The sequence below is a fragment of the Rhodococcus sp. YH1 genome, assembly GCF_009939605.1.
Lineage (GTDB): Bacteria > Actinomycetota > Actinomycetes > Mycobacteriales > Mycobacteriaceae > Rhodococcus > Rhodococcus aetherivorans.
In genome coordinates this window covers 1-22,884 of the sequence record NZ_WVTE01000257.1, presented here as the reverse complement: position 1 = coordinate 22,884, position 22,884 = coordinate 1, and the positions used below count along the sequence as shown (strand labels likewise).

Here is a 22,884-nt window from a genome sequence, read left to right as displayed (position 1 = left end):
CTCACCTCTTCGTCGTCGTCGACCGTCCGGTCCGCGGCGACGCCCTCGTGCGGCCGCGGCCGGCAGGGGTTACAAGCCCAGGTACTGATCCAGTTCGTACGGGGTGACCTGGCTGCGGTAGTTCTCCCACTCCGTCCACTTGTTGCGGAGGAAGAAGTTGAACACGTGCTCGCCGAGCGCCTCGGCCACCAGTTCCGACTTCTCCATCTCGCGCAGGGCGATGTCGAGGTCGGTCGGCAGCTCCCGGTACCCCATGGCGCGCCGCTCCGCGGAGGTCAGCGCCCACACGTCGTCCTCGGCCTCGGGGGCGAGCTCGTAGCCCTTCTCGATGCCGCGCAGGCCGGCGGCGAGGAGCACCGCGAACGTCAGGTACGGGTTGCAGGCCGAGTCGGGCGTGCGGATCTCCACCCGGCGCGAGGACGCCTTGCTCGGCGTGTACATCGGCACCCGCACCAGAGCGGAGCGGTTGGACGGGCCCCAGCAGGCCGCGGTGGGCGCCTCGCCGCCGTGCACGATGCGCTTGTAGGAGTTGACCCACTGGTTGGTCACGGCACTGATCTCGTTGGCGTGCTCGAGCACCCCGGCGATGAAGGCCTTGCCGGTGGCCGAGAGCTGCAGCGGATCGTCGGGATCGTGGAAGGCGTTGTTCTCGCCCTCGAACAGGCTCATGTGGGTGTGCATGGCCGAGCCCGCGTGCTCGCGGAACGGCTTGGGCATGAACGTCGCGCGCACGCCCTCCGACATCGCGATCTCCTTGACCACGTAGCGGAAGGTCATCACGTTGTCGGCCATGGACAGCGCGTCGGCGTAGCGCAGGTCGATCTCCTGCTGACCGGGCGCGGTCTCGTGGTGGCTGAACTCGACGGAGATGCCCATCGACTCGAGCGCGTCGATGGCGTGGCGGCGGAAGTTCGGGGCCGAGCGGTGCACCGACTGGTCGAAGTAGCCGCCGTCGTCGGCCGGCACGGGCGGCGCGCCCGGTTCACCGTTCTCGACGAGGAAGAACTCGATCTCGGGGTGCACATAGCAGCTGAAGCCGAGGTCGGATGCCTTGTTGAGCTGGCGGCGCAGCACGTGCCGCGGATCGGCCCAGCTGGGGGTGCCGTCGGGCATCGTGATGTCGCAGAACATGCGGGCCGAGTACTGCTGACCCTTGCTGTCGGCCCACGGCAGCACCTGGAAGGTCGAGGCGTCCGGCCGGGCGACCATGTCGGCCTCCGAGATGCGGGAGAATCCCTCGATGGCCGAGCCGTCGAACCCGATGCCCTCCTCGAAGGCTCCTTCGAGTTCGGCCGGGGCGATCGCCACGGACTTGAGCGTTCCGACCACGTCGGTGAACCACAAGCGCACGAACCGAATGTCGCGCTCTTCGAGGGTGCGGAGCACGAACTCCTTCTGGCGATCCATACGGCCGAGACTAGGCACAGTGCGTTAAATCCGTGTTACATCCGCGGGTTGTGGCCCCGGCGTGTCGCTCACATCGTCGCGCCGTCAGCACCGCGGGTCCGCCGCCGGCGCCTGCCCGGTCACGAAATACCTGATCACCGGGTCGTCGACGCAGGCCTCGCCGTCGAGCACGACGGTGTGCTGGGTACCCGTGAAGGTGACGAGTGCGCCGCCGAGTTGCCGCGCGAGGTCCACCCCCGCCTGGTACGGCGTTGCGGGATCCTCGGTGGTGGAGACGACGAGCACGGTCGGCAGGCCCGGCACGTCCGGGGTGTGCGGCTCACCGGTGTGCGGCACCGGCCAGAAGGCGCACAGATCCCGCGGCGCGGCGCCGCTCGCGCGGCCGTCGTCGAGGAACGGCGCGGCCTGCCGGTACAGCCGGTCGGCCTCGGCCGCGACGGCCGCGTCCGTCACCGGCGGGTCGTCCACGCACCGGATCGCGTTGAAGGCGTCGGTGGAGTTGGTGTAGGTGCCGTCGTCGCCGCGTCCCTCGTACAGGTCGGCGAGCAGCAGCAACGTGTCGCCCCGGCCCTCGGTCAGCGCCGCGAGCCCCGCCCGCAGCGAGCCCCACAGCCGCGGCGAGTACAGACCCTGCTGCACCCCGGTGATCGCGTCCCGGTGGCTCAGGCCGCGCGGATCCGTGGTCTCCGCGGGCGCCGCGATCAGCGGGTCCACCAGGGCCCGGAACCGGCCCACCGCCGCGGCCGGGTCGGTGCCGAGCGCACAGTCGTCGTGGCGGGCGCAGTCCGCCGCAAACGCGTCGAACGCCGTCTGGAATCCGGCCGCCTGCAGCAGGACCTCGTCGAGGGGGTCCTGCTCGGGGTCGAGCGCACCGTCGAGCACCATCGTCCGCACCCGGTCGGGGAAGGTCTCCGCATAGAGCGTGCCGATCCGGGTGCCGTACGAGAACCCGAGGTAGTTCAGTTTCTCGTCGCCGAGGACGGAGCGGAGCACGTCGATGTCGCGCACGACCTCGCGGGTGCCCACGTGGGCGAGCAGGCCGGTCCCGGCGCGCTGCGCGCAGGCACCGGCATAGTCGCGGTGCCGCTGTTCCGTCCGCGTGATGCCCTCGGGGCTCATGTCGCCGTCGTCGGACGCGCGGTCGGCGTCCGCCTCGGCGTCGGTGCGGCAGCGCACTGCGGGCTCGGAGGCCCCGACGCCGCGGGGATCGAATCCGATCATGTCGAACCGGTCGGTCAGCTCGGTGCCGTCGGCAACGGTGGCGAGCCCGATCCCGGCCGCACCCGGCCCGCCGGGATTGACGAGCAGCGAGCCGATCCGCTGCCCGGACGCGGGCGAGCGGGAGATCGCCACCGTGATCGTCTCCCCGTTCGGGTCGTCGTAGTCCAGCGGCACCGTGATCCGCGCGCACTGCACGCCGCGGGGCAGTTGCTCGGCGTCGGGGCCGTAGTCCCGGCAGGACCCCCACTGCACCTGCTGCGCGTAGAACTGCTCGAGGCCGGCCGGGGCGCCGATCGGCGACGTCCGCGGCGGCGCGGTCTCGGTCGTGGTGCTGCAGCCGGCGGCGAGCAGCACCGCGGCGGTCAGCGCGACGGCGCGCGCCGGGACGCGGAGAGAAGGGGACGACACCCAGCGATGGTGCCACGGGCAGCATCCGCGCCGACGCGGCCGGTTCGGGTCCGGCCCGCCGCCGCATCCGGCGGATGTGACCAATCGCACCGCCGGCGCCGCTACTGCCCGAATGGAGCCGGTGGCAGACTGAGACCGTCATCACCCAACCCGGGGACCCGCACGGGCCTCGAGGCAGAAAGGGACCTCTGATGTCCGAATCCACCGCTGCCCTCTACGGCGGCTCCGCCCCGTCCGCCGCCCCTCGGCGCAAGACGCGGGTCCATCACCTGCAGGCCATGAAGGCCGAGGGCCGTCGCTGGGCCGAACTGACGGCGTACGACTACTCGAGCGCCCGCATCTTCGAGGAGGCCGGCATCCCGGTGCTGCTCGTGGGCGACTCCGCCGCCAACGTCGTCTACGGCTACGACACCACCGTGCCGGTCACGGTCGACGAAATGCTCCCGCTGGTGCGCGGCGTGGTGCGCGGCGCGCCGCACGCCCTGGTGATCGCCGACCTGCCGTTCGGCACCTACGAGGCGTCGCCCGAGCAGGCTCTCGCCACCGCCATCCGCTTCATGAAGGAGGGCGGCGCCCACGCCGTCAAGCTCGAGGGCGGCGAGCGGGTCGCCGCGCAGATCGCCGCGATCGCCGCCGCCGGCATCCCCGTCCAGGCCCACGTCGGGTTCACCCCGCAGTCGGTCAACAGCCTCGGCGGATTCCGCGTGCAGGGCCGCGGCGACGGCGCCGAACAGCTCATCGCCGACGCCATCGCCGTGCAGGAGGCCGGCGCCTTCTCCGTGGTCATGGAGATGGTGCCCGCCGACATCGCCGGCCAGGTCACCCGCAAGCTGACCATCCCCACGGTCGGGATCGGTGCCGGCAACGAGTGTGACGCCCAGGTCCTCGTGTGGCAGGACATGGCCGGCTACACCAGCGGCAAGACCGCGAAGTTCGTCAAGAAGTTCGGCAGCGTGGGCGACGAGCTGCGCCGCGCCGCGGCCGAATATGCTGCAGAGGTGGCGGCCGGGACGTTCCCCGGTCCCGAGCATTCCTTCTGATCCGGCAGGACGAGGGGAACCTGCGGCCGGTCCGGCCGGAGGTTCCGCTCACCCGTAGGCCCGGGCCTTACCGACCCGCGAGGTGCACCCCACATGATTCGTCCCCGTCGCACACTGCTCGCCGTTGCCGTCGCCGGTGCGACGATCGCCGCCCTGGGCGGGTGCGCGTCCGGCGGTCAGCCCGCCCCCACCGGCTCGACCACCGCGTCGACGCAGCCTACGACCGGCACCGGCGCGGCAGCCGAGCCGAGCGCGCTGCCCGGTGGGGTCACCGAGGCCCAGGCCGCCGAGCTGTGCTCGCAGATGGAGGCCCAGCTGCAGAGCTGGCGGACCTACACCCCGTCCATGAGCAAGCCCGGCTTGAACCTGCTGGTCGGCGAGTGGGCGGCCCGCAACGGGATCGACATGCTGGCGCTCGCCCAGGACCGTGACCGTGTCGACACGATCGCCTCGGCCCAGTGTCCGGAGGTGCGCAGCCAGGCGCTCGAGGCCCTGCAGATCCCGACCCTCGCCTCCGCGCTGGTCGGCTTCTGATGCCGTTGCGGCGGCCGTACCCGCCGATCGAGCCGTACGAGCAGGGCCTGCTCGACGTCGGCGACGGCCAGCGCATCTACTGGGAGGTCAGCGGGAATCCCGCCGGCAAGCCGGTGGTGTTCCTGCACGGCGGTCCGGGCGGCGGCACCATGCCCGCCCACCGGCAGTTCTTCGATCCGGAGGCGTACCGGATCGTGCTGTTCGATCAGCGCGGCTGCGGTCGGTCGGTGCCGCACGTCGCCGAGGGCGCGGATCTGTCCGCCAACACCACCGAGTATCTGCTCACCGACATCGAGACCCTGCGGCGACGTCTGGGGATCGGCCGCTGGCAGGTGTTCGGCGGCTCGTGGGGGTCGACGCTGGCCCTGGCCTATGCGCAGCGCCACCCGCACCGGGTCACCGAGCTGGTGCTGCGCGGCATCTTCCTGCTGCGCAGCAGCGAGATCGACTGGTATTACAACGGTGGCGCCGGACAACTGTTCCCCGAGCTGTGGGAGCGTTTCCTGGAGCCGCTGGCCGGGGCGCCGGACGGTGAGCATCCCGTCGACACGTACCACCGGCTGCTGCATTCACCCGACCCCGACGTCGCGCTGCGGGCCGCCGTGGCGTGGTCGACGTGGGAGGGGGCGACCAGCGCCCTGCTGCCCACCCCGGAACGGGTCGTGGAGACGTCGGAACCGCGTTTCGCTCTGGCGTTCGCGCGCATCGAGAACCACTACTTCCGCAACCGTGGCTTCCTCGAGGAGGGGCAGCTGCTGCGCGACGCCGGACGGCTGCGCACCATCCCCGGCGTGATCGTGCAGGGTCGCTACGACGTGGTCTGCCCCGCGACGAGCGCGTGGGAACTGCACAAGGCGTGGTCCGGCTCGGAACTCGTCGTCGTCGACGACGCCGGGCACGCCGCGAACGAGCCCGGCATCACCCATCACCTGCTCGAGGCGACCGACCGCTTCCGCTGATCCTCACCCGAGGCGGCCGAACCCGACGACCGCCGAGTCGGACGTGACGTCGACGGTGTGGACGCGGATGCGGCCGAGTTCGTTGCCGCCGACCGTCGTCGCGGTGTCGCCGTCGACCGCGACGACGATGTTGGTGTGCTGGCCGACCCACAGCTCGTTCTCGTACAGCACCACGTCGCCCACCGCCGGCCGGTACCCGTCGCCGGCCGGTTCGAATCGTCCGACCGACTCGTAGTACTCCTGCAGGGTGTACACGCCGGGGATCCGCCAGTGCCCGGAATGCGGATTGGCCAGCGGCCGATCCGCTTCCCGCATGATCCAGCTGACGAAGTTCGCGCACCAGGGCTCCTCGGCGCCCTCGGAGTAGAACGTCCCGGCCCGCTGCGTCCGGTGTTCGTCCTCGAGCAACTCCACGATCCGCGCCTGCGGGAGCGTCAACGCCGACGTGTCCACGTCCGGGAAGTCGGCGGTGTCCCAGGGCAGATACCGGCTCGGTGCCACGCGGAACACCAGCACCGCCAGGACCACGAGCACCGTCGTGAGGACGGCGAGGCCGACGAGCAGGCCCCGCGGCCGGCGCGGCGGTCGGGACGCGTTCACGGCCGCCGCTCCCGCCCGGCAGCGACGTCACGCCGGGTACGCAAACCGCACCTTCCGGGCCTGCGGGTCGGCGTGCGTCAGCCGGATCCGGATCCGGCTGCCCTCCTTCGGCTCGCCGGCGCACGGGGCGATCACGGTGGCGTCGGGCACGAACACCTCGGCGTCCCGGCGGCCGTTCGCCGCACGCAGGACCGTCGCCTCGAACGACTCCCCCACGTGCGGGGCGAGGACCGTCGCCTCGGTGAGTTCGATGCACGCGCGGGTCACCTTCCCGGCGAGCGCGTCGGAGCCGGACATCGTCTCGGGAAGCTCCGGGAGCACGGCGCGCACCGGGTCCGGCACGTCGGTGCCCGCGCAGAGCGCCAGGCACACCTCCGTCACGAACCGGTCGGCCAGCCGCCGCAGCGGCGCGGTGACGTGTGCGTACGGCGCACCGATCGCCCCGTGTCCCGGCTGCTCCGGAATCGCACCGTCGAACGCCACGTACGACGCGCCGCGCAGCAGCGCCGGGGCCTCGCTCATCAGCACCAGGGTGCCGGGCAGGTTCACGTCGAGGCCGGCCAGGAAGGTACCCACCGGCACCTGGTCCGGCCACGGCACTCCCAGGGCGGAGGCGGTGCGCCGCAGTTGCGCCACGGCCTCGGGAGCGGCCGGCGGCAGGGTCCGCAGCAGCCCGATCCGCGCGTCGAGCATCAGTCGCGCCGCACACATCCCGGTCAGCAGCGACACGTGGGAGTTCCAGTCGTCGACCTCGGTGCGCGGCTGGGTGGTCAGCCGCCAGCCGTTCCCGTCGGCGACCACGTCCTGCTCGGGCAGGCGCAGTTCGATCGCGCCGCGTGCGCGGGCCGCGGCCTCGCGGAGCCGGCCGAACTCGGATAGTGCCGCGATCGACGGGTGCACGACCCCGGCGTCGACGCCGGCCTGCACTCCGGCGTAGTCGAACCGGGCGACGGACCGGACCAGTGCGCGCCGCACGCTCACGTCCACGGGCTCGGCGGCGTCGTCGAGAACGATGCGCCACAGCGCCGCCGGACGCACGCGGCCGGGGAGGAGGCTGGCCGAATCCTCGGACAACGGCCGGGGGTGCAGCGGGACCGACCCGTCGGGCAGATAGTAGGTCTGTCCGCGGCGCCGGCTCTCGCGGTCGAGCGCGCCGTCGGGTGCGACGACGGCCGCGACGTCGGCGATCGCGTAGTGCAGGACGAAGCCGTCGACGGTGCGCTCGAGGTGCAGCGCCTGGTCGAGATCCATCGAGCCCGGCGGATCGATGGTCACCAGGGGCAGATCCGTGCGGTCCACCCGCGCGGCGGACCAGCGGTCGACCGCGGCCTCGGCCTCGGCGACGGCGGGCAGGGGATAACTGTCGTCGAGCGCGAACTCGGCGCGGACGGCACCGAAGTCGATCGCGGGCGCGACGACGATGCGGGTGTTCGTCACCGTGCTGGGGAACCGCTCAGCGGTTCCACTCCTCGTCGGCCTCGTCCGCGGCCTTGTTGCGCTCGGCCGCGATCTCGAGTGCCCGTTCGGCGGTGGCGCGGTCCGGATACGGCCCCATGCGGTTCAGCGCACTGGGGTCCTTTCCCTGGCTGACCTTTCCGGTGTGGACGTCGTAGTACCAGCCCTCGTCGCTCATGACTCCCAGTCTGCCCCAACCGACGCCGAGTTTCGGGGTAACCCGCACGCGCGGCGCGGCTGGTACCGTCGGCCCCTGGTCCCCGCTCGACGACTCGAAAGGCACCGCATGTCGTACCTGCTCTACGACTTCCTGCTCCCCTACCTGGGGCACGAGGCCGCCTCCTACTGGGCGCACCTGCTGGTCGTCGCCCCGATCTGAGCCGGGTGGGCGGACGAGCCGGCCTGTAAGCCGGATCCTGTACCCCGCCGAGGCGGGGTGGCGACCATCCATCTGGGCACACCGTCGCCGGGTACCTCGAGCGGTTCACCCGCAGGCTCGGGCGAGCAGCCCTCGGACACCTGCGCAGCCGCACCGAACGAATCGGTGCGGCCTTCAACCTTGCTCCGGGCGGGGTTTACCGAGCCGCCCCGGTCACCCGGGGCGCTGGTGCGCTCTTACCGCACCGTTTCACCCTTACCCACCCCGAGGGGTGGGCGGTCTGTTCTCTGTGGCACTGTCCCGCGAGTCACCTCGGGTTGCCGTTAGCAACCGCCCTGCTCTGTGGAGTCCGGACTTTCCTCGATCCAGGGCCTGGCACCGCCACGGTGCCGGTTCCCTGAGCCGCGGTCGCCCGGCCAACTCGTCCGCGTCGATCAGGGTACTGCCTCACCTGTCTCGAATGCGAACTACGGTACCGCCATGGCGAGATATGTGGCCCTGCTGCGGGGAATCAACGTCGGTGGCATCACCATCGCGATGGCGGATCTGAAGGACGTGTTCGCCGGGCTCGGTTTCGGCAACGTCCGCACCGTGCTCGCTTCGGGCAACGTGGTGTTCGATGCCGACACCGCCGACACCGCCGAAGCGAAGGCCCGGATCGAGGCGGCGCTGCGTGATCGATTCGGGTACGAGGCGTTCGTGTTCGTCCACGATCAGGCGGCCGTCGCGGCGATCGTCGACGCCTACCCGTTCGAGGAGCGTGACGGCCGGCACGCGTACGCGGTGTTCGTCGCCGATCCCGCGGTTCTGGACGAACTGGCGGCGACGGCGGAGGGTCTCGACCCGGCGGTCGAACGCGTCGCCCGGGGCAACGGCGTCCTCTACTGGGACGTCGAGCGCGGGCAGACGGTCAAGAGCGCCTTCGGCCGGAACACCGGCAAACCGCGCTACAAGGCGGTGACCACGACGCGGAACCTGCGCACGCTCCGAAAACTCCAGGTGTGAGCGGCCGGGACGCTGCCGGCGGTGTGTCCTTCGGGCGGTGGGCGCAGCCCGAAAGACACACCGGCGCCGACGGCGCCTACAGGTGCGACGTGTCGTTGACCAGCCGCACGGCCGCGCCGCCGTCGGGATAGAACTCGGCGATGCTCAGCGACGCGAGGTCCAGGTGCAGGCGGTACAGCAGCGACGGCCCCGCGTCGAGCGCCATCTGCAGCAGTGTCTTGATCGGCGTGACGTGGGAGACGACGAGCACGTTCGCCCCGCCGTACTCCGCGACCAGATCGTCGCGGACAGTGGCGAGACGGCCGCGGACCTCGTCGAAGCTCTCGCCACCCGGCGGGCGCACCGACGTGTCCCCCAGCCAGCGCCGGTGCAGATCGGGATCGCGCTGCGCCGCCTCGAGGAAGGTCAGCCCCTCCCACTTGCCGAAGTCGGTCTCGATGAGGCCCTCGTGCACCGTCACGGGCAGACCGAGCGCCGACGCCGCGGCATCGGCGGTCTCCCGGGCCCGCCCGAGCGGCGACGACACCACCGCGGCGACGTTGCCGCGCTCGCCGATGCGACGCGCGGCCGCGCGGGCCTGCGCACGGCCCAGTTCCGTCAGCGGCGGGTTGCCGCGGCCGGAGTAGCGGCGCTCCACCGACAGCGGGGTCTGCCCGTGCCGCAGCAGCAGCATCCGGGTGGGCGTGCCGACAGCGCCGGTCCAGCCGGGCGACTTCACCGGTGGGGCCGCCGATTCCGGTGTGGGAGAAACGGATTCGGAACCCGAAGCAACCGACGCGGCGGCGTCCATCGCCTCGTTGGCGAGCCGGTCGGCGTAGGCGTTCTCCGCGCGTGGCACCCAGGTGAACTCGACCCGCGAGAATCCCCGGGCCAGCTCGCGGGCGCGGGCGGCGAGCGGAATCATGTCCGGGTGCTTGATCTTCCATCGGCCCGACATCTGCTCGACGACGAGCTTGGAATCCATCCGGACGTCGACCTCGTCGGCCCCGAGTTCGGCGGCGGCGGTCAATCCGGCGATCAGGCCCTGGTATTCGGCCACGTTGTTGGTGGCGCGGCCGATGCTCGCGCTGCGCTCGGCCAGCACCGCCTCATGGTCGGCGCCGAAGACCACCGCACCGTAGCCGGCGGGGCCCGGGTTGCCGCGCGAGCCGCCGTCGGCCTCGACAACTACCCGGCTCAAATCCCGGATTCCTTGGTACGCACCAGGATCGCGTTGCACTCGGGGCAACGTACGAGGACCTCGGGGGCGGCGGCGGCGATGCGAGCGATCTCGCCGCGGTCGAGCTCGAGGCGGCATGCGCCGCACCGGCGCGCCTGCAGCAGGGCCGCGCCGATGCCCGTCTTCGTCCGCTGCGCCTCGTACTGGTCGACCAGCTCGGCCGGGAAGGCCTCCACGAGTGCCGCGCGGTCGCTCAGGCACCGCTGCTCGGCGACCTCGATGTCGGCGAGCGCCTCGTCGCGCAGGCGGACCGCGTCGGCGAGTTCCTCGTCGACGCTCGACAACCGCGCGCCGGCGTGGTCGTGATCGGCCTTGGATGCCTCCCGGCGTTCCATGACCTCGAGCAGCTCGTCCTCGAGCAGGGCCTGCCGGCGTTCGAGGCTGGTCAGCTCGTGCTGGAGTTCGGACAGCTGCTTGGCGCCCACTCCGCCGGCGGCGAGGAGCTTGCGGTCGCGATCCTCCCGCTGGCGGACCGCCTCGACCTCCCCCTCGAGCTTGCGAATGTCGCGGTCGAGGTCGTCGAGGATGATCTCGACAGCGACGGCGGCGTCCCGGCGCGCGGTGCGTTCCGCCTCGAGCCGCTCGACCTCCTGCTGTTCGGGCAGGGTGCGGCGCCGGTGCGCCAGGCGGGTCACCTCGGTGTCCACAGCGGCGAGGGCCAGGAGCTTGGACTGCACGGCGGGTTCGACGTTCACTCGGCGGGTTCCTGCTTTCGGCGACGAGATCAAGGGGGGTGGTAGCTGCCTACCGTACCGCGCGGCCGGTCACGGGGAACCCGGACCTACCGGGCTGCGGTGGTCCAGGGATCGGTGCGCAGCGCGCTGACGCGGGTCGACCAGCCGTCGCGGTCGGCGAACACGTCGTCGAGCACACCCTTCGCCTGGGCGCACCACGGGTACTCGCTGGCCCAGTGCGCGACGTCGACAAGCGCGGGGCCGCCGGCGCGCAGGTGCTCGTCGGCGGGATGGTGCCGCAGGTCCGCGGTGACGTAGGCATCGACGCCGAGCCGGCCGACGGTGCCGAGGAAGGAGTCGCCGGAGCCGCCGCACACCGCAACGGTGCGGATCATCCGGTCGGGGTCGCCGGCACCGCGCACCCCCCACTCGGTGGCCGGCAGTGCGGCCGCGACCCGCTCGGTGAACTCGCGCAGCGTCTGCGGCGCCGGGAGTTCTCCGACCCGGCCGAGACCTCGGGAGCCGGGCAGAGCGGCGAGTTCGAGCACGTCGAACGCGGGTTCCTCGTACGGGTGCGCCGCGCGCAGGGCAGCAAGCACCCGGCCGCGCACCGATCGCGGGGCCACGACCTCGATGCGGTCCTCGGCCAGGCGTTCGAGTTCGCCGACGGTGCCGACCGCCGGATCCGCCCCGGCCTCGGGACGGAACTGTCCGGTCCCGGAGGTGGTCCAGGAGCACTCGCGGTAGTTCCCGAGCCGGCCCGCACCGGCGTCGAACAGGGCGGCGCGCACCGTCTCGGCCGAGTCGGCGGGCACGAGGACCACCCACTTGTCGACCGCCGGTTCGGGCTTGGGTTCGATCGGCCGCAGGCCGGTCAGGCCGAGCGCCTGTGCCAGCGCATCGGACACGCCCGGGTCGGCACGGTCGGCGTTGGTGTGGGCGGTGAACAGCGCGCAGCCGCCTCGGATGAGCCGGTGGATCAGGGCGCCCTTCGGGGTGTGCGCGCCGACGGTATCGACGCCGCGCAGCAGCAGCGGGTGGTGCACGAGGAGCAACTGCGCACCCCAGGCGAGGGCTTCGTCGACGACGGCGGCGGTCGCGTCGACCGCGAGCAGGACCCTGCTCACGGGCTCGGAGGGATCACCGGCGACCAGCCCGACGGAGTCCCACGACTCGGCCAGCGACGGCGGATAGGCCGTCTCGAGCACGTCGATCACCTCGCGCAGCGTCACCGCCGTCACCGCTCCTCCTTCGTCGTCTCCCGGGTGCTGCCCGAGACCCTACGCGGCGGGCTTCGCCGGGAGCCGGGACAATGGGGACGTGACGACTCTCGCCGACCTGCATCCACTGCTGCTGCCCGCGCCCGTCGTGCTGTTCGACCTCGACGGCACCCTCACGGACTCGGCGGCGGGCGTGCTCGACGGGTTCCGGCATGCGCTCGCCACGGTGGGCGTTCCGGAACCGGCGCACGACGAGCCACAGCGGGTCCTCGGTCCGCCGATGATCGACACACTGCGCGGGCTCGGTCTCGACGAACAGCAGGTGGATCGGGCGCTGACCGCGTACGTCGAGCGCTACGACGCGCGCGGCTGGGCGGAGAACTCCGTGTTCGACGGGGTGGCGGCGATGCTCGAGCGGGTGCGCGACGCCGGGAGCCGGCTCGCCGTCGCGACGTCGAAGAACCAGGGCTTCGCCGTCCGCATCCTCGAGCACTTCGGGCTGGCCGCCTACTTCGAGTTCATCGGCGGCGCGAGCGACGACGGGAGCCGGCGGGCGAAGTCGGACGTGATCGCGCACAGTCTGGCCTCGCTCGGGGTGGACCCGGTCGCCGCGGAGGACGGCGGCACCGCGGGCGTGGTCATGGTCGGCGACCGCGAGCACGACGTGACGGGCGCGGCGCGGTGGGGTATTCCGACGGTGTTCGTCGAGTGGGGGTACGGCGCCGACGACGAGGCGGCCGTCGCCCACCGGTCCACGGCGAGCGTCGACGAACTGACGAGGGTGCTGACCGGTGACCGCTGAGCGCCTGCACGTGACGTTCGTGTGCACCGGCAACATCTGCCGGTCGCCGATGGCCGAGAAGATCTTCGCCGAGCACCTCCGCCGGGCCGGTCTCGCCGAGCGCGTGCGGGTCACCAGCGCCGGCACCGGCGACTGGCACGCCGGCGAGGACGCGGATCCACGCACCACGGACCTGTTGCGGCGGCACGGCTACCCGACCGGGCACTGCGCCCGGCGCGTGACCGACGAGCAGCTCGCCGCCGATCTGGTGGTCGCACTGGACGCCGGCCACGACCGAGTGCTCGCGCAGCTCGGGGTGCCCGCCGAGCGCCGGGTGCTGCTGCGCAGCTTCGACCCGGACGCCGAGGGCGAGTCGGTACCGGATCCGTACTACGGCGACCGGCACGAGTTCGAACTGGTCCGGCGGCAGATCGAGGCGGCGATCCCGGGCCTGCTCGACTGGGTGCGACGGCAATGAGGCCCGCGTCACCGGTTACCGTGGTTACGTGCGACGACTGACGTTCCTGCTCCGCCCGAGCTGGCTGGTGCTGGCCCTGGTGGTGGGCGGCTTCGCCTACGCGTGCTTCACCGTGCTCGCGCCGTGGCAGCTCGGCAAGAACACCACCACCGAGGAGCGCAACGACCGGATCACCGCCTCGCTGGCCACGGACCCCGTGCCGGTGGAGGAGCTGCTGACCGGTGCCGCGCCGGCACCGGAGGACGAGTGGCGGCGCGTCGTCGCGACCGGGTCCTACCTCCCGGATTCGGACCTGCTGGTGCGGTTGCGCAGCGTCGAGTCCTCCCCCGCCTACGAGGTGCTCACGCCGTTCCGGCTCGCCGACGGCCGCACCGTCCTGGTGAACCGTGGATACGTGCGCCCGGAGCGGGGCACCGAGATCCCCGGGTTCGCCCCGGCACCGGCCGGTCCGGTGACCGTCGACGCCCGCCTGCGGATGTCCGAGGGGACCGCCGAGGGCAAGACCCCGTTCCGCGACGCCGGCCACACCCAGGTCTACTCGATCGACCCTGCGCAGATCGCGGCGTTCACCGGCCTGGAGCTGACGGGCGGATACCTGCAGCTGTCCGAGAACCAGGCCGGGGGGCTGGGCACGATCCCGTTGCCGCAGCTCGACGCCGGCCCCTACCTGTCGTACGGGCTGCAGTGGGTGGCGTTCGGGATCATGGCGCCGCTGGGCCTGGGGTACTTCGTATGGGCGGAGCTGCGCGAGCGCCGCAAGCGGAAGGACCCGGCGCCGGCCGCCGCCCCCGAGGCCGAACCGGTGCCCGCTCCGGTGGAGCGCAGCACCGAAGACAAGCTCGCCGACCGTTACGGCCGGTCCCGTTGAGCCACCCAGGCGAGGAGCCCGCGATGCACGCGACGATCGACGACTACCTGGCCGACAAGGATGCCGCCGCCGTCGACATGTTCTGCCGGCTCCGCACGCTCGTGCTGGGCCTCGGCGACGACGTCGAGGAGCAGGTCCGCACCGCCGAGGTGCGGTGGGGGCGCGGTCGCGTGTTCGCGGCGGCATTCGTCTATTCGTCGCGGCTCGAGATCGCGATCGACCTGCCGCGGCGGGTCCATCACCCGCAGCTGCGGGAGGCCTTCCCGACCACCGGAAAGGTGACGACCCACCGGTTGAGCATCGCCACCCCGGATCAGCTCGACGACGGCGTCGTCGCGTTGCTGGCGGAGGCGTACGCCACGGTCGGCGCAAGCACCCGATAGCAGGTTCCACAGGGCGGTGAGCCGCGACGGGCGTCAGACGTAGAGCTGCTCGATCCGGTCGGCGAAATTGTCGACCACCAGCTTGCGGCGCAGCTTCATGCTGGGCGTCAGATCCCCCGCCTCGATGGACAGCTCCCGGTCGAGGACCGTGAACTTCTTGATCTGCTCCCAGCGGTTGAGCCGGTCGTTGAGCCGGTCGATGCAGCCGGCGATCAGCTCGCGGGTCCGCTCGTCCCGGGCGATCTCACCGAACTCCCTGCCGGCCATGCCGTTCTTGTCCGCCCACTCCGTGATCGCCTCGGCATCGAGACCGACGAGGGCGACGCAGTAGGGCCGGCTCTCGCCGTACACGACGATCTCGCTGGCATAGGGGCAGATGCCCTTGAAGGTGGCGGAGATCGCGGACGGCGCGACGTACTTGCCCTGGCTGGTCTTGAACAGATCCTTCTTGCGGTCCGTGATCCGCAGGAACCCGTCGGCGTCGAGTTCCCCGATGTCGCCGCTGTGGAACCAGCCGTCGGGTTCGAGGGCCTCTGCGGTGGCATCGGGCCGCTCGTGGTAGCCGTCCATGACGCCCGGCCCGCGCAGCAGTACCTCCCCGTCGCCGGCGATCCGCACCTCCGTGCCCGGGAAGGGCCAGCCGACGGTGCCGAGCCGGTACGCGTACGGGCGGTTGATGAACGACGCGGCGGACGTCTCGGTCAGGCCGTACCCCTCGAGGATGATGATGCCGGCGGCGTCGAACCACTGCGCCACGGCACGGTCGAGCGGGGCCGCCGCCGAGACGAAGAACCGCAGGCGACCGCCGAAACGCTCCTTGATGGTGGAGAACACGAGACGGTCGGCGAGCCGATACCGGAGCCGGTCGAGGCGAGAGGGTGCGCGGTCCTCCTGCCGGGCCTGCGAGACACGCAGTCCGACGCCGAGGGCCCAGTCGAAGATCTTCTTCTTCGCCCCGCCCTCCTCGGCGATCATCGCCTCGATGCGGGCGTGTGCCTTCTCGAAGATGCGCGGCGCCGCGCCCATGAAGGTGGGATGCACGACGGCGAGGTTCTCGACGATCTTCTCGACGCGGCCGTCGATCACGGTGGTGAAACCGATCTGCAGGGGCAGCGCCAGCATGACCTTGCCGAAGGCGTGCGACAGCGGCAGCCAGAGGAAGTTCAGATCGTCGGGTCCCAGGATGTTCACCGCGTCGACGGCCGCAGCCGTGTACGTCCACCCCGAGTGCGGCAGCAGCACGCCCTTCGGCTTCCCGGTGGTGCCGGAGGTGTACATGATGCTGGCCAACTGTTCGGGCCGGATCGCGTCGACCCGGTCGGCGACGACGCGGGGCGACTCGGCAAGCAGTTTCCGGCCCCTGTCCTCCAGGTCGGCGAGGCTGATGACCCAGTCCCCGTCGCCCTCGCCGTCGATGACCACCACGGTCCGCACCTTCGGCAGGTCGGCGCGGTGGGCGACGAGCTTGTCGACCTGGGTCCGGTCCTCCGCGATCACGACGCCGCTGCCCGAATTGGCGACGATGAAGGCGACGTCGGGGGCGTTGGTCGTGGGGTAGATCGTGGTGGTCGCGGCACCGGCGCACATCACCGCGAAGTCGGCGAGCACCCATTCGTACCGGGTCGACGACGCGACCGCGACCGGATCCTGAGGCTGGACCCCCAGGGCGATCAGGCCCGCGGCGAGCGTGTCGACCCGCTCGCCCACCTGCCTCCAGGTCACGCTCTCCCAGCCGTCACCCTTCGGATACCGGAAGGCCTCGGCCTCGGGAGTCGCCGCAACCCGGTCGACGAACAGCCGGGCCACCGACGGCGCCCGGTTGTCGAGCTTCGAAGTGTCCACCGGTTCGTCCGCCACCCGCAGCGCAGCCATGCGCCGAGTGTAGGACTGTCCCGGTCTCCGACGTGGGCGGTTGCGCAAACGAGGGCGCCCCCGGTCACCGACGCCGGGCAGGTACCCGCGGGAGTCGTAGCGCGACAACGTAGCCGACGGTCGACATGACCGCCATGGCGCCGACGGCGAAGGTCAGGGCCCGGTTCCTGGCGTCGGCGTTGATCCGCACGAGCTCGTCGGCAGCGGGACCCCCGACGCCCCGTGCCGCGAGGTTGGCACCGACCTGGTCGTCGCTCAGCGCGGTGACCTGGACCTGCTGGTCTACCGTCTGCTGGACGAGCTGCTTCTCCGCGGCGTTCAGCACGGCGCTGTCGTCCACCCCCGACTGGAACGAGGAGACCAGCGCCGTCGTCAGGAACGCACCGGCCAGTGCCACTCCGAGTGAGCTCCCGAGGTAGTTGATGCTCCGCGACAGGCCCGTCACGTCGCTCACCTCCTCCGCCGGCGGCGTCGACTGGATCAGGTCGGTCAGCGTCATCGTCATGCCCTGGCCGACACCGAGGAGGAAGAGCCCCGGCGCGAGCGCCAGGCCCGTCGCGGTCTGCCCCGTCTCGCGCGGGTCGAACATGGCGGCGACCGCGACGCAGCCCGCGATCATGAACAGGAACGACCACAGCTGGGCGGTCCGATGAGTCATTCGGCGGCCGGCGACGAGCCGGGCCGCCGCCGAGGCGGCGACGATCAGCCCCAGCGTCACGGGCAGCATGGCAAGGCCGCTCCACAGCGCGTCGAAACCCAGCGTCGTCTGCAGGAAGACCGGCACCAGGAACAGGACACCCGCGGTCACCAGCGCCTGCATCGCCAGGGTCTCCGAGCCGGCCCGCGTCGTCCGGTTTCGCAGCACCGCGATCCGCACCAGCGGATCTCGACCGTTCGTGACGAGGTGGCGCTCCCACGCGGCGAACGCGACCAGGACCACCAGCCCGGCGCCGCCCAGTACGAGCACGGGCGACACCCCGCCCCGTTCGAGCACCGTGTACCCGAGCACCTCGAAGTCCTGCCGGGCCCGGACCAGGCCGTACCTGCCGGCCAGCAGCGTCCCGACGACGAGGAGCCCGAATCCGGTCGCGGACAGCACCGCTCCCAGGACGTCGAACCGGCGATCCTCCGCCGGAACGCTGCGTCGCCCCGATTCGGCGACCCGGCGCATGAGGAGCAGCACGACAACCGTCACCACGGTTCCCATGAGGAACGACACCCGCCAGCTCAGGAAACTGGTGATCACGCCACCGACGATGGGGCCTGCCGCCGCGGCGACCCCGCCGACCGTCCCGATCGTCGACAACGCCCTCGTCCGCGTGGCGCCGGTCAGGGCGTCGGTGAGCAGGGCAAGCACGGCCGGGATCATGAGCGCCACGCCGATCCCCTGGAGCAGGGACCAGCCGACCAACATGAAGACGATACTCGGGCCGACGGCAGTGATGAGCGTGCCGAGCCCGAAGATCTCCGCGCCCAGGACGAAGGTTCGGCGGTAGCCGAGGCGGCCTCCGAGCTTGCTGCTCGTGATCAGGAACGCGGCGATGACGAGGGAGTACAGCGAGATCGCCGACTGTACGGCGGTCAGAGTGGTCTGCAGATCCGCGACTATGGCCGACATGGCCACGTTCATGGCGGTCGAGTTGTAGACCATCAGGAAGTTCTGGACCGCAAGGGGGAGGAACAGGGCTCCGGCGACGCCCGGTCCCGGTGTGCCGGTCCTTCCGCCGCCGTTCACGTCGGCATGGGCGACGACCCTGATGCCGCCGCGCCCGCGCGGACACCGACTGCTGCCGCGGCCGCGGCGGACACAACGGAAAGGGCGATGCCCGGAAAAGCGGGTGCCACCCCGGCGGACGACGTTGCGGTACCACGAAGTCGCACGACGAGCCTCGATTCTGCCCGTGGCCGGTGGCATCACGACCGGCCCGTGAGTTCGACGGTACGACCTCCGGACGGCCCGACGGCGAGAATCGGCGACGTGCCTGGTTCCGCCGTTCGACGACGATCTCGCGACTCCGTTCAGTCTGGGCCACAACAGGTCCGAAGGGTCGAACCGGGAGTGGTCGGTCAGGCGGTGTGCTGATCGGAGACACCCGGCCGGCGCTGCCGGCTCCCCGAGCGGCCATCGGCGGTACGTATCCGCGAAGGTGGAGGATAGAAGTCCACAGACGCGTCACATCTCATCGATGCCCACTCCCGTCTGCGAAAGCGCAGACCTGTCTCAGGCAGATGGAACGTGATGGACGAGGTAAGCGGTGCGATCCGACTCCCGGCCGCGTTCACCGCGATCGAGAACCATTTCACATGGAAGCTCCAGACCGACGACGGCCGGACCGGCTTCGTCCGGATGGCCGAGGACTACGCGCGGCGACACCACACCCGGCTCGATCTGCCGGCGTTGCGCGCGTTCGCCGATCTGCGTAACGCCCGCAACGCCCACTCGCGTCTTTGGGATTCGACGATCCGCTCCGCTCGGTCCTCGAGGAGATCCGCCGGCACCACTACTCGCAGTTTCCCATCTGCGACGACCGCACCTACCGCGGTCTGCTGACCACCAACTGCATCGCATGCTGGCTCGCACACCGCCTGGCCACCGACGAGATCGTCGAAGGCGAGACCGTGGGCGCGGCACCGGAGTTCGTCGAGCCCCACGATCGAGCCATCCATCTGTCCCGCAAGACGACCGTGCCGCAGGCCCTCAAGAAACTCTCCCCACCCGCCGACGGCGGACTCCCGCCGACCGCCTTGATCATCACGTACAGCGGCAAGCCCCACGAGAGCCCACTGTCCCTCGTCGTCGCGGACGACCTGCCGGTCCTGGTCGCCGCGATGAGCGCGGGAACATAACTGGGCACATTGCCGATACTCCTGTCGACGGCGGCAACTCGATTCCGACCGGGAGGTCCCCGTGAGACCCGGCGAAGTGCGGCTCGGCCAAGGAGTCTGGTGGGCCGAGGAATATTGGCGGGTGATGGGCGTCTACGACGACGGCAGACTGCTGCGCCTGGCGAGACCGACCCACTTCGAGGACGGCAGCTTCTCGTTCACCGAAAACGTGGTCAACGACGTACCCGTCGAGTTCGTCTCGCCCCCCGACTCGCGTGGACCCGGCTGGACATAGCAGGCGACGACAGCGCCACTCCGGGTCACGAAGAGGGAATCGTGAGAATCACTCTGCCCAACGGCATCGTCATCGAGGACGACGACCCATCCGCTGCCGCGGCCGCTGCCCTCGCGGGCCTCGCACCCGTCGTTGACGATGCCGGCCCCGCCCCGAATGACGTCCCGGACGAAGAATCCGCCGGTTGCTCGGAGGACGCGGCACTCGAAGCCCTGCACATCGTGCGTGCTCGACCGAAGCCGGTGACCGTCACGTACCTCGCCAGGAGATCGGGCATCACCCCGGAGGACGCCCTGGAACGACTCGCGATGCTTGTCGTGATGGGCCGGGTCGAGCAACTGTCCGACGGCATCTACCGCCCGATCGACAACGTCAACGACGTCGACGAGAGCGAGCCTCGGGACACCGCGGCGATGAATGCCGGCACCCCGGCCGAGGAGTCCGAGACGGTGCCCTCCGCGGAACCCGACCCCTTCGATGCGATCATGACTTTCAGGCGTGAGGTGCAAGCCCTGCTACCGACCCGACGTGACCGCGAGACCTACGACCTGTTCGTCTCCCGACGCAAGCGTTTGTCGAGTGCACGTGCCGCTGCGCTGCTCGAGCCGTCCCATCGTCGGGCGATACAGGCTCGGCTCGACGACGACCGCGACCGGCAAACCTTCGAGTTGTTCGTCGAGAACGACGCCTTCCAGTCGGAGGGCACGGTCGCCGGTTCGCTCTTCATCACCCGCCGTGAGGCCGAGGACCGGCTGCAAAGACTGGTCGCGCGCGGAGTCATCGGACGCAAACCAACCGGCTACGGGACCTACCACCGCTACTACGCCATCGACTGACTTTCTCCGAGTAGGCGAACAGTGCCGGACTGCACCCTTCAGGCGCTCATAGACGGTCGGAAACAACGCCACCAGCAGCTTCTGCGACATCCTCTGGTTGTCGAGGATCTGCGCCGACCGGTCCGCCGAGGAGTCCATAGCTCCCGATCACCGCGGCGAGGAATTCACTGTGCAGGTCCTGGCTCGCCGAGAACGGCTGCATGGTGCCGTCTGCGCCTGCTGCAGGGTCTCGGACTCCTCGAGCCGGTCCCGAATGTAGGTGACGACGTTGCGCACGCTCGAGTCGGGGTGGTCACCGGAGCAGGCACTGCGGGACCGGCGCATACCCGAGGGGGCGACGAACGAGCGGCACTCGTTACCCGCCGGAACGATTCGAGGATCGGGTCGGGCAGTCGGCGCAGCGCCGGACGGCTGCCGGGCCGTGTAGTCCGTACGCTGTGCCGTCCATCCGGCCTCACTGCGGAGCGGCTGAGAGGGCGGGGAGGACCACGCGGTAGACGGACGGAACGGCACCTCCGGGCGTCAGTCGCCGGTCCCTCCGAACTCGGGAGGGGTGTCGCGGTAGGTGAACGGTTCCAACGTCACCATTGCGCCGGTGCCTTTGTCACCGTCGACGAGTTGGGCCGCCGTGGCTCGGAATTCCACGCCGACGGTCCTCACGTACCCGTCCGCCTCCCACTGCCCGACCCTCCACCGCAAGTAGTCCCGCAGATCGTCCAAGCTCGCGAAGAACGTCACCGACTTGGGTGCGAGAACCACGCCGTCCTGCCGCCACGACTCTTCCAGGCCGTAGTAGCCGCGGGTGTGGCCGGCCCAGACCTCGTCGAGGGGCACAATCAATTCACTGGGATCGCGTATCGGAACAGGACGCCATCCGTCCTTCGCGGGCTTGCCCTCGAGCACACGATCGGGTGCGCCACTGAGCGTCACGAGGGCCTGCATCTCGGCATCCGGCAGTTCGCGGAACGCCGCGGGGCCGTTGACTGCATTCGAGCTCTCCAGGGGCGTCCCCGCTTTTCGCTCGTGCACCGGGAACGCCGGCGTCAGCCAGTGGATGGGCTGCAAGTAGATTCTGCGAACGCCGGGCTCCCCAGTCAGCTTGGTGACCGTGCAGAACCCGACCACGGACTTCGAATCGGTCTGATAGGCCGCCACCACGTCCCCGGCCGTCACTTCTTCGGCGAGATGCTTGGACACCTCACCCGACAGCGTCGAGTAGTCCCCGCCCCACTCGACAGGTGCACCTCGACTGAACACGCCCCGTAGCCAGTCACCGTAATACCCGGACGGCCCGCCTTCCGCGGCGTTGCACTTGTAGAGCCAGAACCCCATCTCTACCTCTCCCGGTGACCGCAACAGACCGAAGCTGGGCCTTCCCAGTCCGGGGTAACCTCGCGAACTCCGCCTACCCGTTTCTGTGCCTTTCAAAAGCGGCGGGTCCTCGATTGGGAGAATCGGCCGCCGGTGGCTGGTGCCGCCCGCACAATCGCAACCATGGAGCTGGACGGTAATGACCTCGGAAGGCTGCGCCGAGTCGCGGACCCACTCAGTGTCCGGACGTCAGAAGCAGGTGATTTCACGCCCTGGCTTGCCGAGAACATCGACCTCCCGGCTGAGTAGCTCGAGGGCCGTTGACGGTCGTGTCCACACAGGTCGCTGTCGGCGAATTCTGCTTCGACATCCAGGCGGAGGACGACAACGGCCGCACCGTCGTCATCGAGAACCAACTCGAGCGAACCGATCACGGGCACCTGGGCAGAGCCTGATGTACGCAGCCGGCTTCGACGCCACGGCCATCGTTTGGGTATCGACACGGTCGGTGAAGATCACCGAAGCGCGCTCGACTGGCTCAACGAACGCACTGACAGCTCGGTCGGCTGTTCGACGACGACCTCGAGGCGGTCGCGAGCGCCCCCTCGGAGGCGCGAGCTCGGGCGAATGTGGGCAAAAGCCCTTCCGGCGGTGAGGTACCGGACCCTGGACAGGCTGCTGGGCAGCGTGGGTTGCAGCAGCTGCTCGACGGCACCTATGACATCCCCGGCGTCGTGCGTACGCGCTACGGGGATACCCGTCACCATCCTCCAGGTCGGCCTCACCCAGGTGAGTGCGCTCCTTCCACCCAGGGCAGCGGTTCATGAATGCCACAACCGGCGACCTCGAGACCGTGACGGGTGTACCACGCCGTCCCGTGTTCCCTCGTCGATCCGGCACACAGTGAGGGCAGAGACGGCGCATCCTGAGTGGGTGGCGCGAGCCGTCGGGTCGGCGGCGGAGAATCTCGGCAAGGGCTATCGACAGGTTGCGTCCATCAGGATGGTGTACGAGCCGGATCGGATCCGATGACCGGCGTGTCGTAACCGGACGAAAGACGGTCACCGCGTGATTCTTCGAGAGAGCTACCAACTCGACTCGACGAAAGAGCAC

General features: G+C 70.6%; 23 protein-coding genes and 1 other RNA gene. 12 read left to right on the top strand and 12 right to left on the bottom strand.

All coding sequences use genetic code 11. The features are described from left to right. Window positions 1–69: 69 nt before the first annotated feature. Window positions 70–1,407, bottom strand: coding sequence for a glutamine synthetase family protein (locus AIIKEEIJ_RS25650; RefSeq protein WP_029544266.1), 1,338 nt, complete (start codon window positions 1,405–1,407; stop codon window positions 70–72). A gap of 84 nt (window positions 1,408–1,491) precedes the next feature. Then, entirely contained in the window at window positions 1,492–3,036 is a 1,545-nt protein-coding gene (locus AIIKEEIJ_RS25645) for an alpha/beta fold hydrolase (RefSeq protein ID WP_161996850.1), read from the bottom strand. A gap of 191 nt (window positions 3,037–3,227) precedes the next feature. On the opposite strand from AIIKEEIJ_RS25645, the gene panB reads away from it, so the two are divergent. The 3 genes from panB to pip all read left to right on the top strand — a co-directional run bounded on the left by panB (window position 3,228) and on the right by pip (window position 5,569). Next, window positions 3,228–4,076 carry a 3-methyl-2-oxobutanoate hydroxymethyltransferase gene (gene panB / locus AIIKEEIJ_RS25640; protein ID WP_006947723.1) on the top strand — a complete coding sequence of 283 codons (849 nt, stop codon included), beginning with the start codon at window positions 3,228–3,230 and terminating at the stop codon, window positions 4,074–4,076. Window positions 4,077–4,169: 93 nt separating this feature from the next. Then, a complete protein-coding gene (locus tag AIIKEEIJ_RS25635) occupies window positions 4,170–4,610 on the top strand; it encodes a hypothetical protein (RefSeq protein ID WP_006947721.1) in 441 nt (146 codons plus the stop codon). Next, the gene (pip, locus tag AIIKEEIJ_RS25630; protein ID WP_065922474.1) at window positions 4,610–5,569 is read left to right on the top strand and encodes a prolyl aminopeptidase; all 960 of its coding nucleotides are present in this window, start codon (window positions 4,610–4,612) and stop codon (window positions 5,567–5,569) included. The genes AIIKEEIJ_RS25635 and pip overlap by 1 nt, the downstream gene beginning before the upstream one ends. Window positions 5,570–5,572: 3 nt before the next feature. On the opposite strand, the gene AIIKEEIJ_RS25625 is transcribed toward pip, so the two are convergent. The 4 genes from AIIKEEIJ_RS25625 to rnpB all read right to left on the bottom strand — a co-directional run bounded on the left by AIIKEEIJ_RS25625 (window position 5,573) and on the right by rnpB (window position 8,427). Then, window positions 5,573–6,169 (bottom strand): CHAP domain-containing protein, encoded by a 597-nt coding sequence (locus tag AIIKEEIJ_RS25625; RefSeq protein ID WP_161996849.1) that lies wholly within the window; start codon window positions 6,167–6,169, stop codon window positions 5,573–5,575. Between the two features lie 27 nt (window positions 6,170–6,196). Further along, on the bottom strand, window positions 6,197–7,606 hold the full coding sequence (locus AIIKEEIJ_RS25620) for an RNB domain-containing ribonuclease (protein ID WP_043800851.1): 1,410 nt from the start codon (window positions 7,604–7,606) through the stop codon (window positions 6,197–6,199). Window positions 7,607–7,622: 16 nt separating this feature from the next. Beyond that, window positions 7,623–7,802: a hypothetical protein gene (locus AIIKEEIJ_RS25615; protein WP_006947711.1), complete on the bottom strand. Its 180-nt coding sequence runs from the start codon at window positions 7,800–7,802 to the stop codon at window positions 7,623–7,625. Window positions 7,803–8,013: 211 nt separating this feature from the next. Next, window positions 8,014–8,427, bottom strand: an RNA gene (gene rnpB, locus AIIKEEIJ_RS25610) — RNase P RNA component class A. Between the two features lie 56 nt (window positions 8,428–8,483). On the opposite strand from rnpB, the gene AIIKEEIJ_RS25605 reads away from it, so the two are divergent. Beyond that, window positions 8,484–9,008 (top strand): DUF1697 domain-containing protein, encoded by a 525-nt coding sequence (locus AIIKEEIJ_RS25605; protein ID WP_044476616.1) that lies wholly within the window; start codon window positions 8,484–8,486, stop codon window positions 9,006–9,008. A gap of 76 nt (window positions 9,009–9,084) precedes the next feature. On the opposite strand, the gene AIIKEEIJ_RS25600 is transcribed toward AIIKEEIJ_RS25605, so the two are convergent. From AIIKEEIJ_RS25600 to AIIKEEIJ_RS25590, 3 genes are all read right to left on the bottom strand, one after another. After that, window positions 9,085–10,188 (bottom strand): bifunctional RNase H/acid phosphatase, encoded by a 1,104-nt coding sequence (locus AIIKEEIJ_RS25600; protein WP_161996848.1) that lies wholly within the window; start codon window positions 10,186–10,188, stop codon window positions 9,085–9,087. Next, window positions 10,185–10,922 (bottom strand): zinc ribbon domain-containing protein, encoded by a 738-nt coding sequence (locus AIIKEEIJ_RS25595; RefSeq protein ID WP_043800857.1) that lies wholly within the window; start codon window positions 10,920–10,922, stop codon window positions 10,185–10,187. The genes AIIKEEIJ_RS25600 and AIIKEEIJ_RS25595 overlap by 4 nt, the downstream gene beginning before the upstream one ends. An 86-nt stretch (window positions 10,923–11,008) precedes the next feature. Beyond that, window positions 11,009–12,142: a Nif3-like dinuclear metal center hexameric protein gene (locus tag AIIKEEIJ_RS25590; protein ID WP_161996847.1), complete on the bottom strand. Its 1,134-nt coding sequence runs from the start codon at window positions 12,140–12,142 to the stop codon at window positions 11,009–11,011. A 79-nt stretch (window positions 12,143–12,221) separates the two neighbouring features. On the opposite strand from AIIKEEIJ_RS25590, the gene AIIKEEIJ_RS25585 reads away from it, so the two are divergent. Genes AIIKEEIJ_RS25585 through AIIKEEIJ_RS25570 form a run of 4 tightly spaced genes read left to right on the top strand, consistent with a single transcriptional unit; the run spans window position 12,222 to window position 14,631 of the window. After that, a complete protein-coding gene (locus AIIKEEIJ_RS25585) occupies window positions 12,222–12,923 on the top strand; it encodes an HAD hydrolase-like protein (protein ID WP_161996846.1) in 702 nt (233 codons plus the stop codon). Beyond that, a complete protein-coding gene (locus AIIKEEIJ_RS25580; RefSeq protein WP_029544276.1) occupies window positions 12,913–13,380 on the top strand; it encodes a low molecular weight protein-tyrosine-phosphatase in 468 nt (155 codons plus the stop codon). Before AIIKEEIJ_RS25585 ends, AIIKEEIJ_RS25580 begins: the two co-directional genes overlap by 11 nt. 28 nt (window positions 13,381–13,408) lie before the next feature. Next, window positions 13,409–14,248, top strand: a complete 840-nt coding sequence (locus AIIKEEIJ_RS25575) for an SURF1 family cytochrome oxidase biogenesis protein (protein ID WP_006947694.1) — start codon at window positions 13,409–13,411, stop codon at window positions 14,246–14,248. Between the two features lie 23 nt (window positions 14,249–14,271). Then, on the top strand, window positions 14,272–14,631 hold the full coding sequence (locus AIIKEEIJ_RS25570) for a DUF5655 domain-containing protein (RefSeq protein WP_006947692.1): 360 nt from the start codon (window positions 14,272–14,274) through the stop codon (window positions 14,629–14,631). A 33-nt stretch (window positions 14,632–14,664) separates the two neighbouring features. Here the strand turns inward: AIIKEEIJ_RS25570 and AIIKEEIJ_RS25565 are convergent, their stop codons facing one another. Next, the gene (locus AIIKEEIJ_RS25565) at window positions 14,665–16,503 is read right to left on the bottom strand and encodes an AMP-binding protein (protein WP_161996845.1); all 1,839 of its coding nucleotides are present in this window, start codon (window positions 16,501–16,503) and stop codon (window positions 14,665–14,667) included. Window positions 16,504–16,567: 64 nt separating this feature from the next. Beyond that, the gene (locus AIIKEEIJ_RS25560; protein WP_161996844.1) at window positions 16,568–18,238 is read right to left on the bottom strand and encodes an MFS transporter; all 1,671 of its coding nucleotides are present in this window, start codon (window positions 18,236–18,238) and stop codon (window positions 16,568–16,570) included. 713 nt (window positions 18,239–18,951) lie between these two features. On the opposite strand from AIIKEEIJ_RS25560, the gene AIIKEEIJ_RS25555 reads away from it, so the two are divergent. The 3 genes from AIIKEEIJ_RS25555 to AIIKEEIJ_RS25545 all read left to right on the top strand — a co-directional run bounded on the left by AIIKEEIJ_RS25555 (window position 18,952) and on the right by AIIKEEIJ_RS25545 (window position 20,460). Beyond that, window positions 18,952–19,350, top strand: coding sequence for a hypothetical protein (locus tag AIIKEEIJ_RS25555; protein ID WP_238406578.1), 399 nt, complete (start codon window positions 18,952–18,954; stop codon window positions 19,348–19,350). Window positions 19,351–19,411: 61 nt separating this feature from the next. Beyond that, window positions 19,412–19,624: a hypothetical protein gene (locus tag AIIKEEIJ_RS25550; RefSeq protein WP_029544285.1), complete on the top strand. Its 213-nt coding sequence runs from the start codon at window positions 19,412–19,414 to the stop codon at window positions 19,622–19,624. 41 nt (window positions 19,625–19,665) lie between these two features. After that, complete coding sequence (locus tag AIIKEEIJ_RS25545) at window positions 19,666–20,460, top strand: hypothetical protein (protein WP_161996843.1); 795 nt, start codon at window positions 19,666–19,668, stop codon at window positions 20,458–20,460. Window positions 20,461–20,982: 522 nt separating this feature from the next. On the opposite strand, the gene AIIKEEIJ_RS25540 is transcribed toward AIIKEEIJ_RS25545, so the two are convergent. Then, the gene (locus AIIKEEIJ_RS25540) at window positions 20,983–21,792 is read right to left on the bottom strand and encodes a hypothetical protein (RefSeq protein WP_161996842.1); all 810 of its coding nucleotides are present in this window, start codon (window positions 21,790–21,792) and stop codon (window positions 20,983–20,985) included. 308 nt (window positions 21,793–22,100) lie between these two features. On the opposite strand from AIIKEEIJ_RS25540, the gene AIIKEEIJ_RS33775 reads away from it, so the two are divergent. Beyond that, window positions 22,101–22,226: a hypothetical protein gene (locus AIIKEEIJ_RS33775; protein WP_256997112.1), complete on the top strand. Its 126-nt coding sequence runs from the start codon at window positions 22,101–22,103 to the stop codon at window positions 22,224–22,226. The last annotated feature ends 658 nt before the right edge of the window (window positions 22,227–22,884 follow it).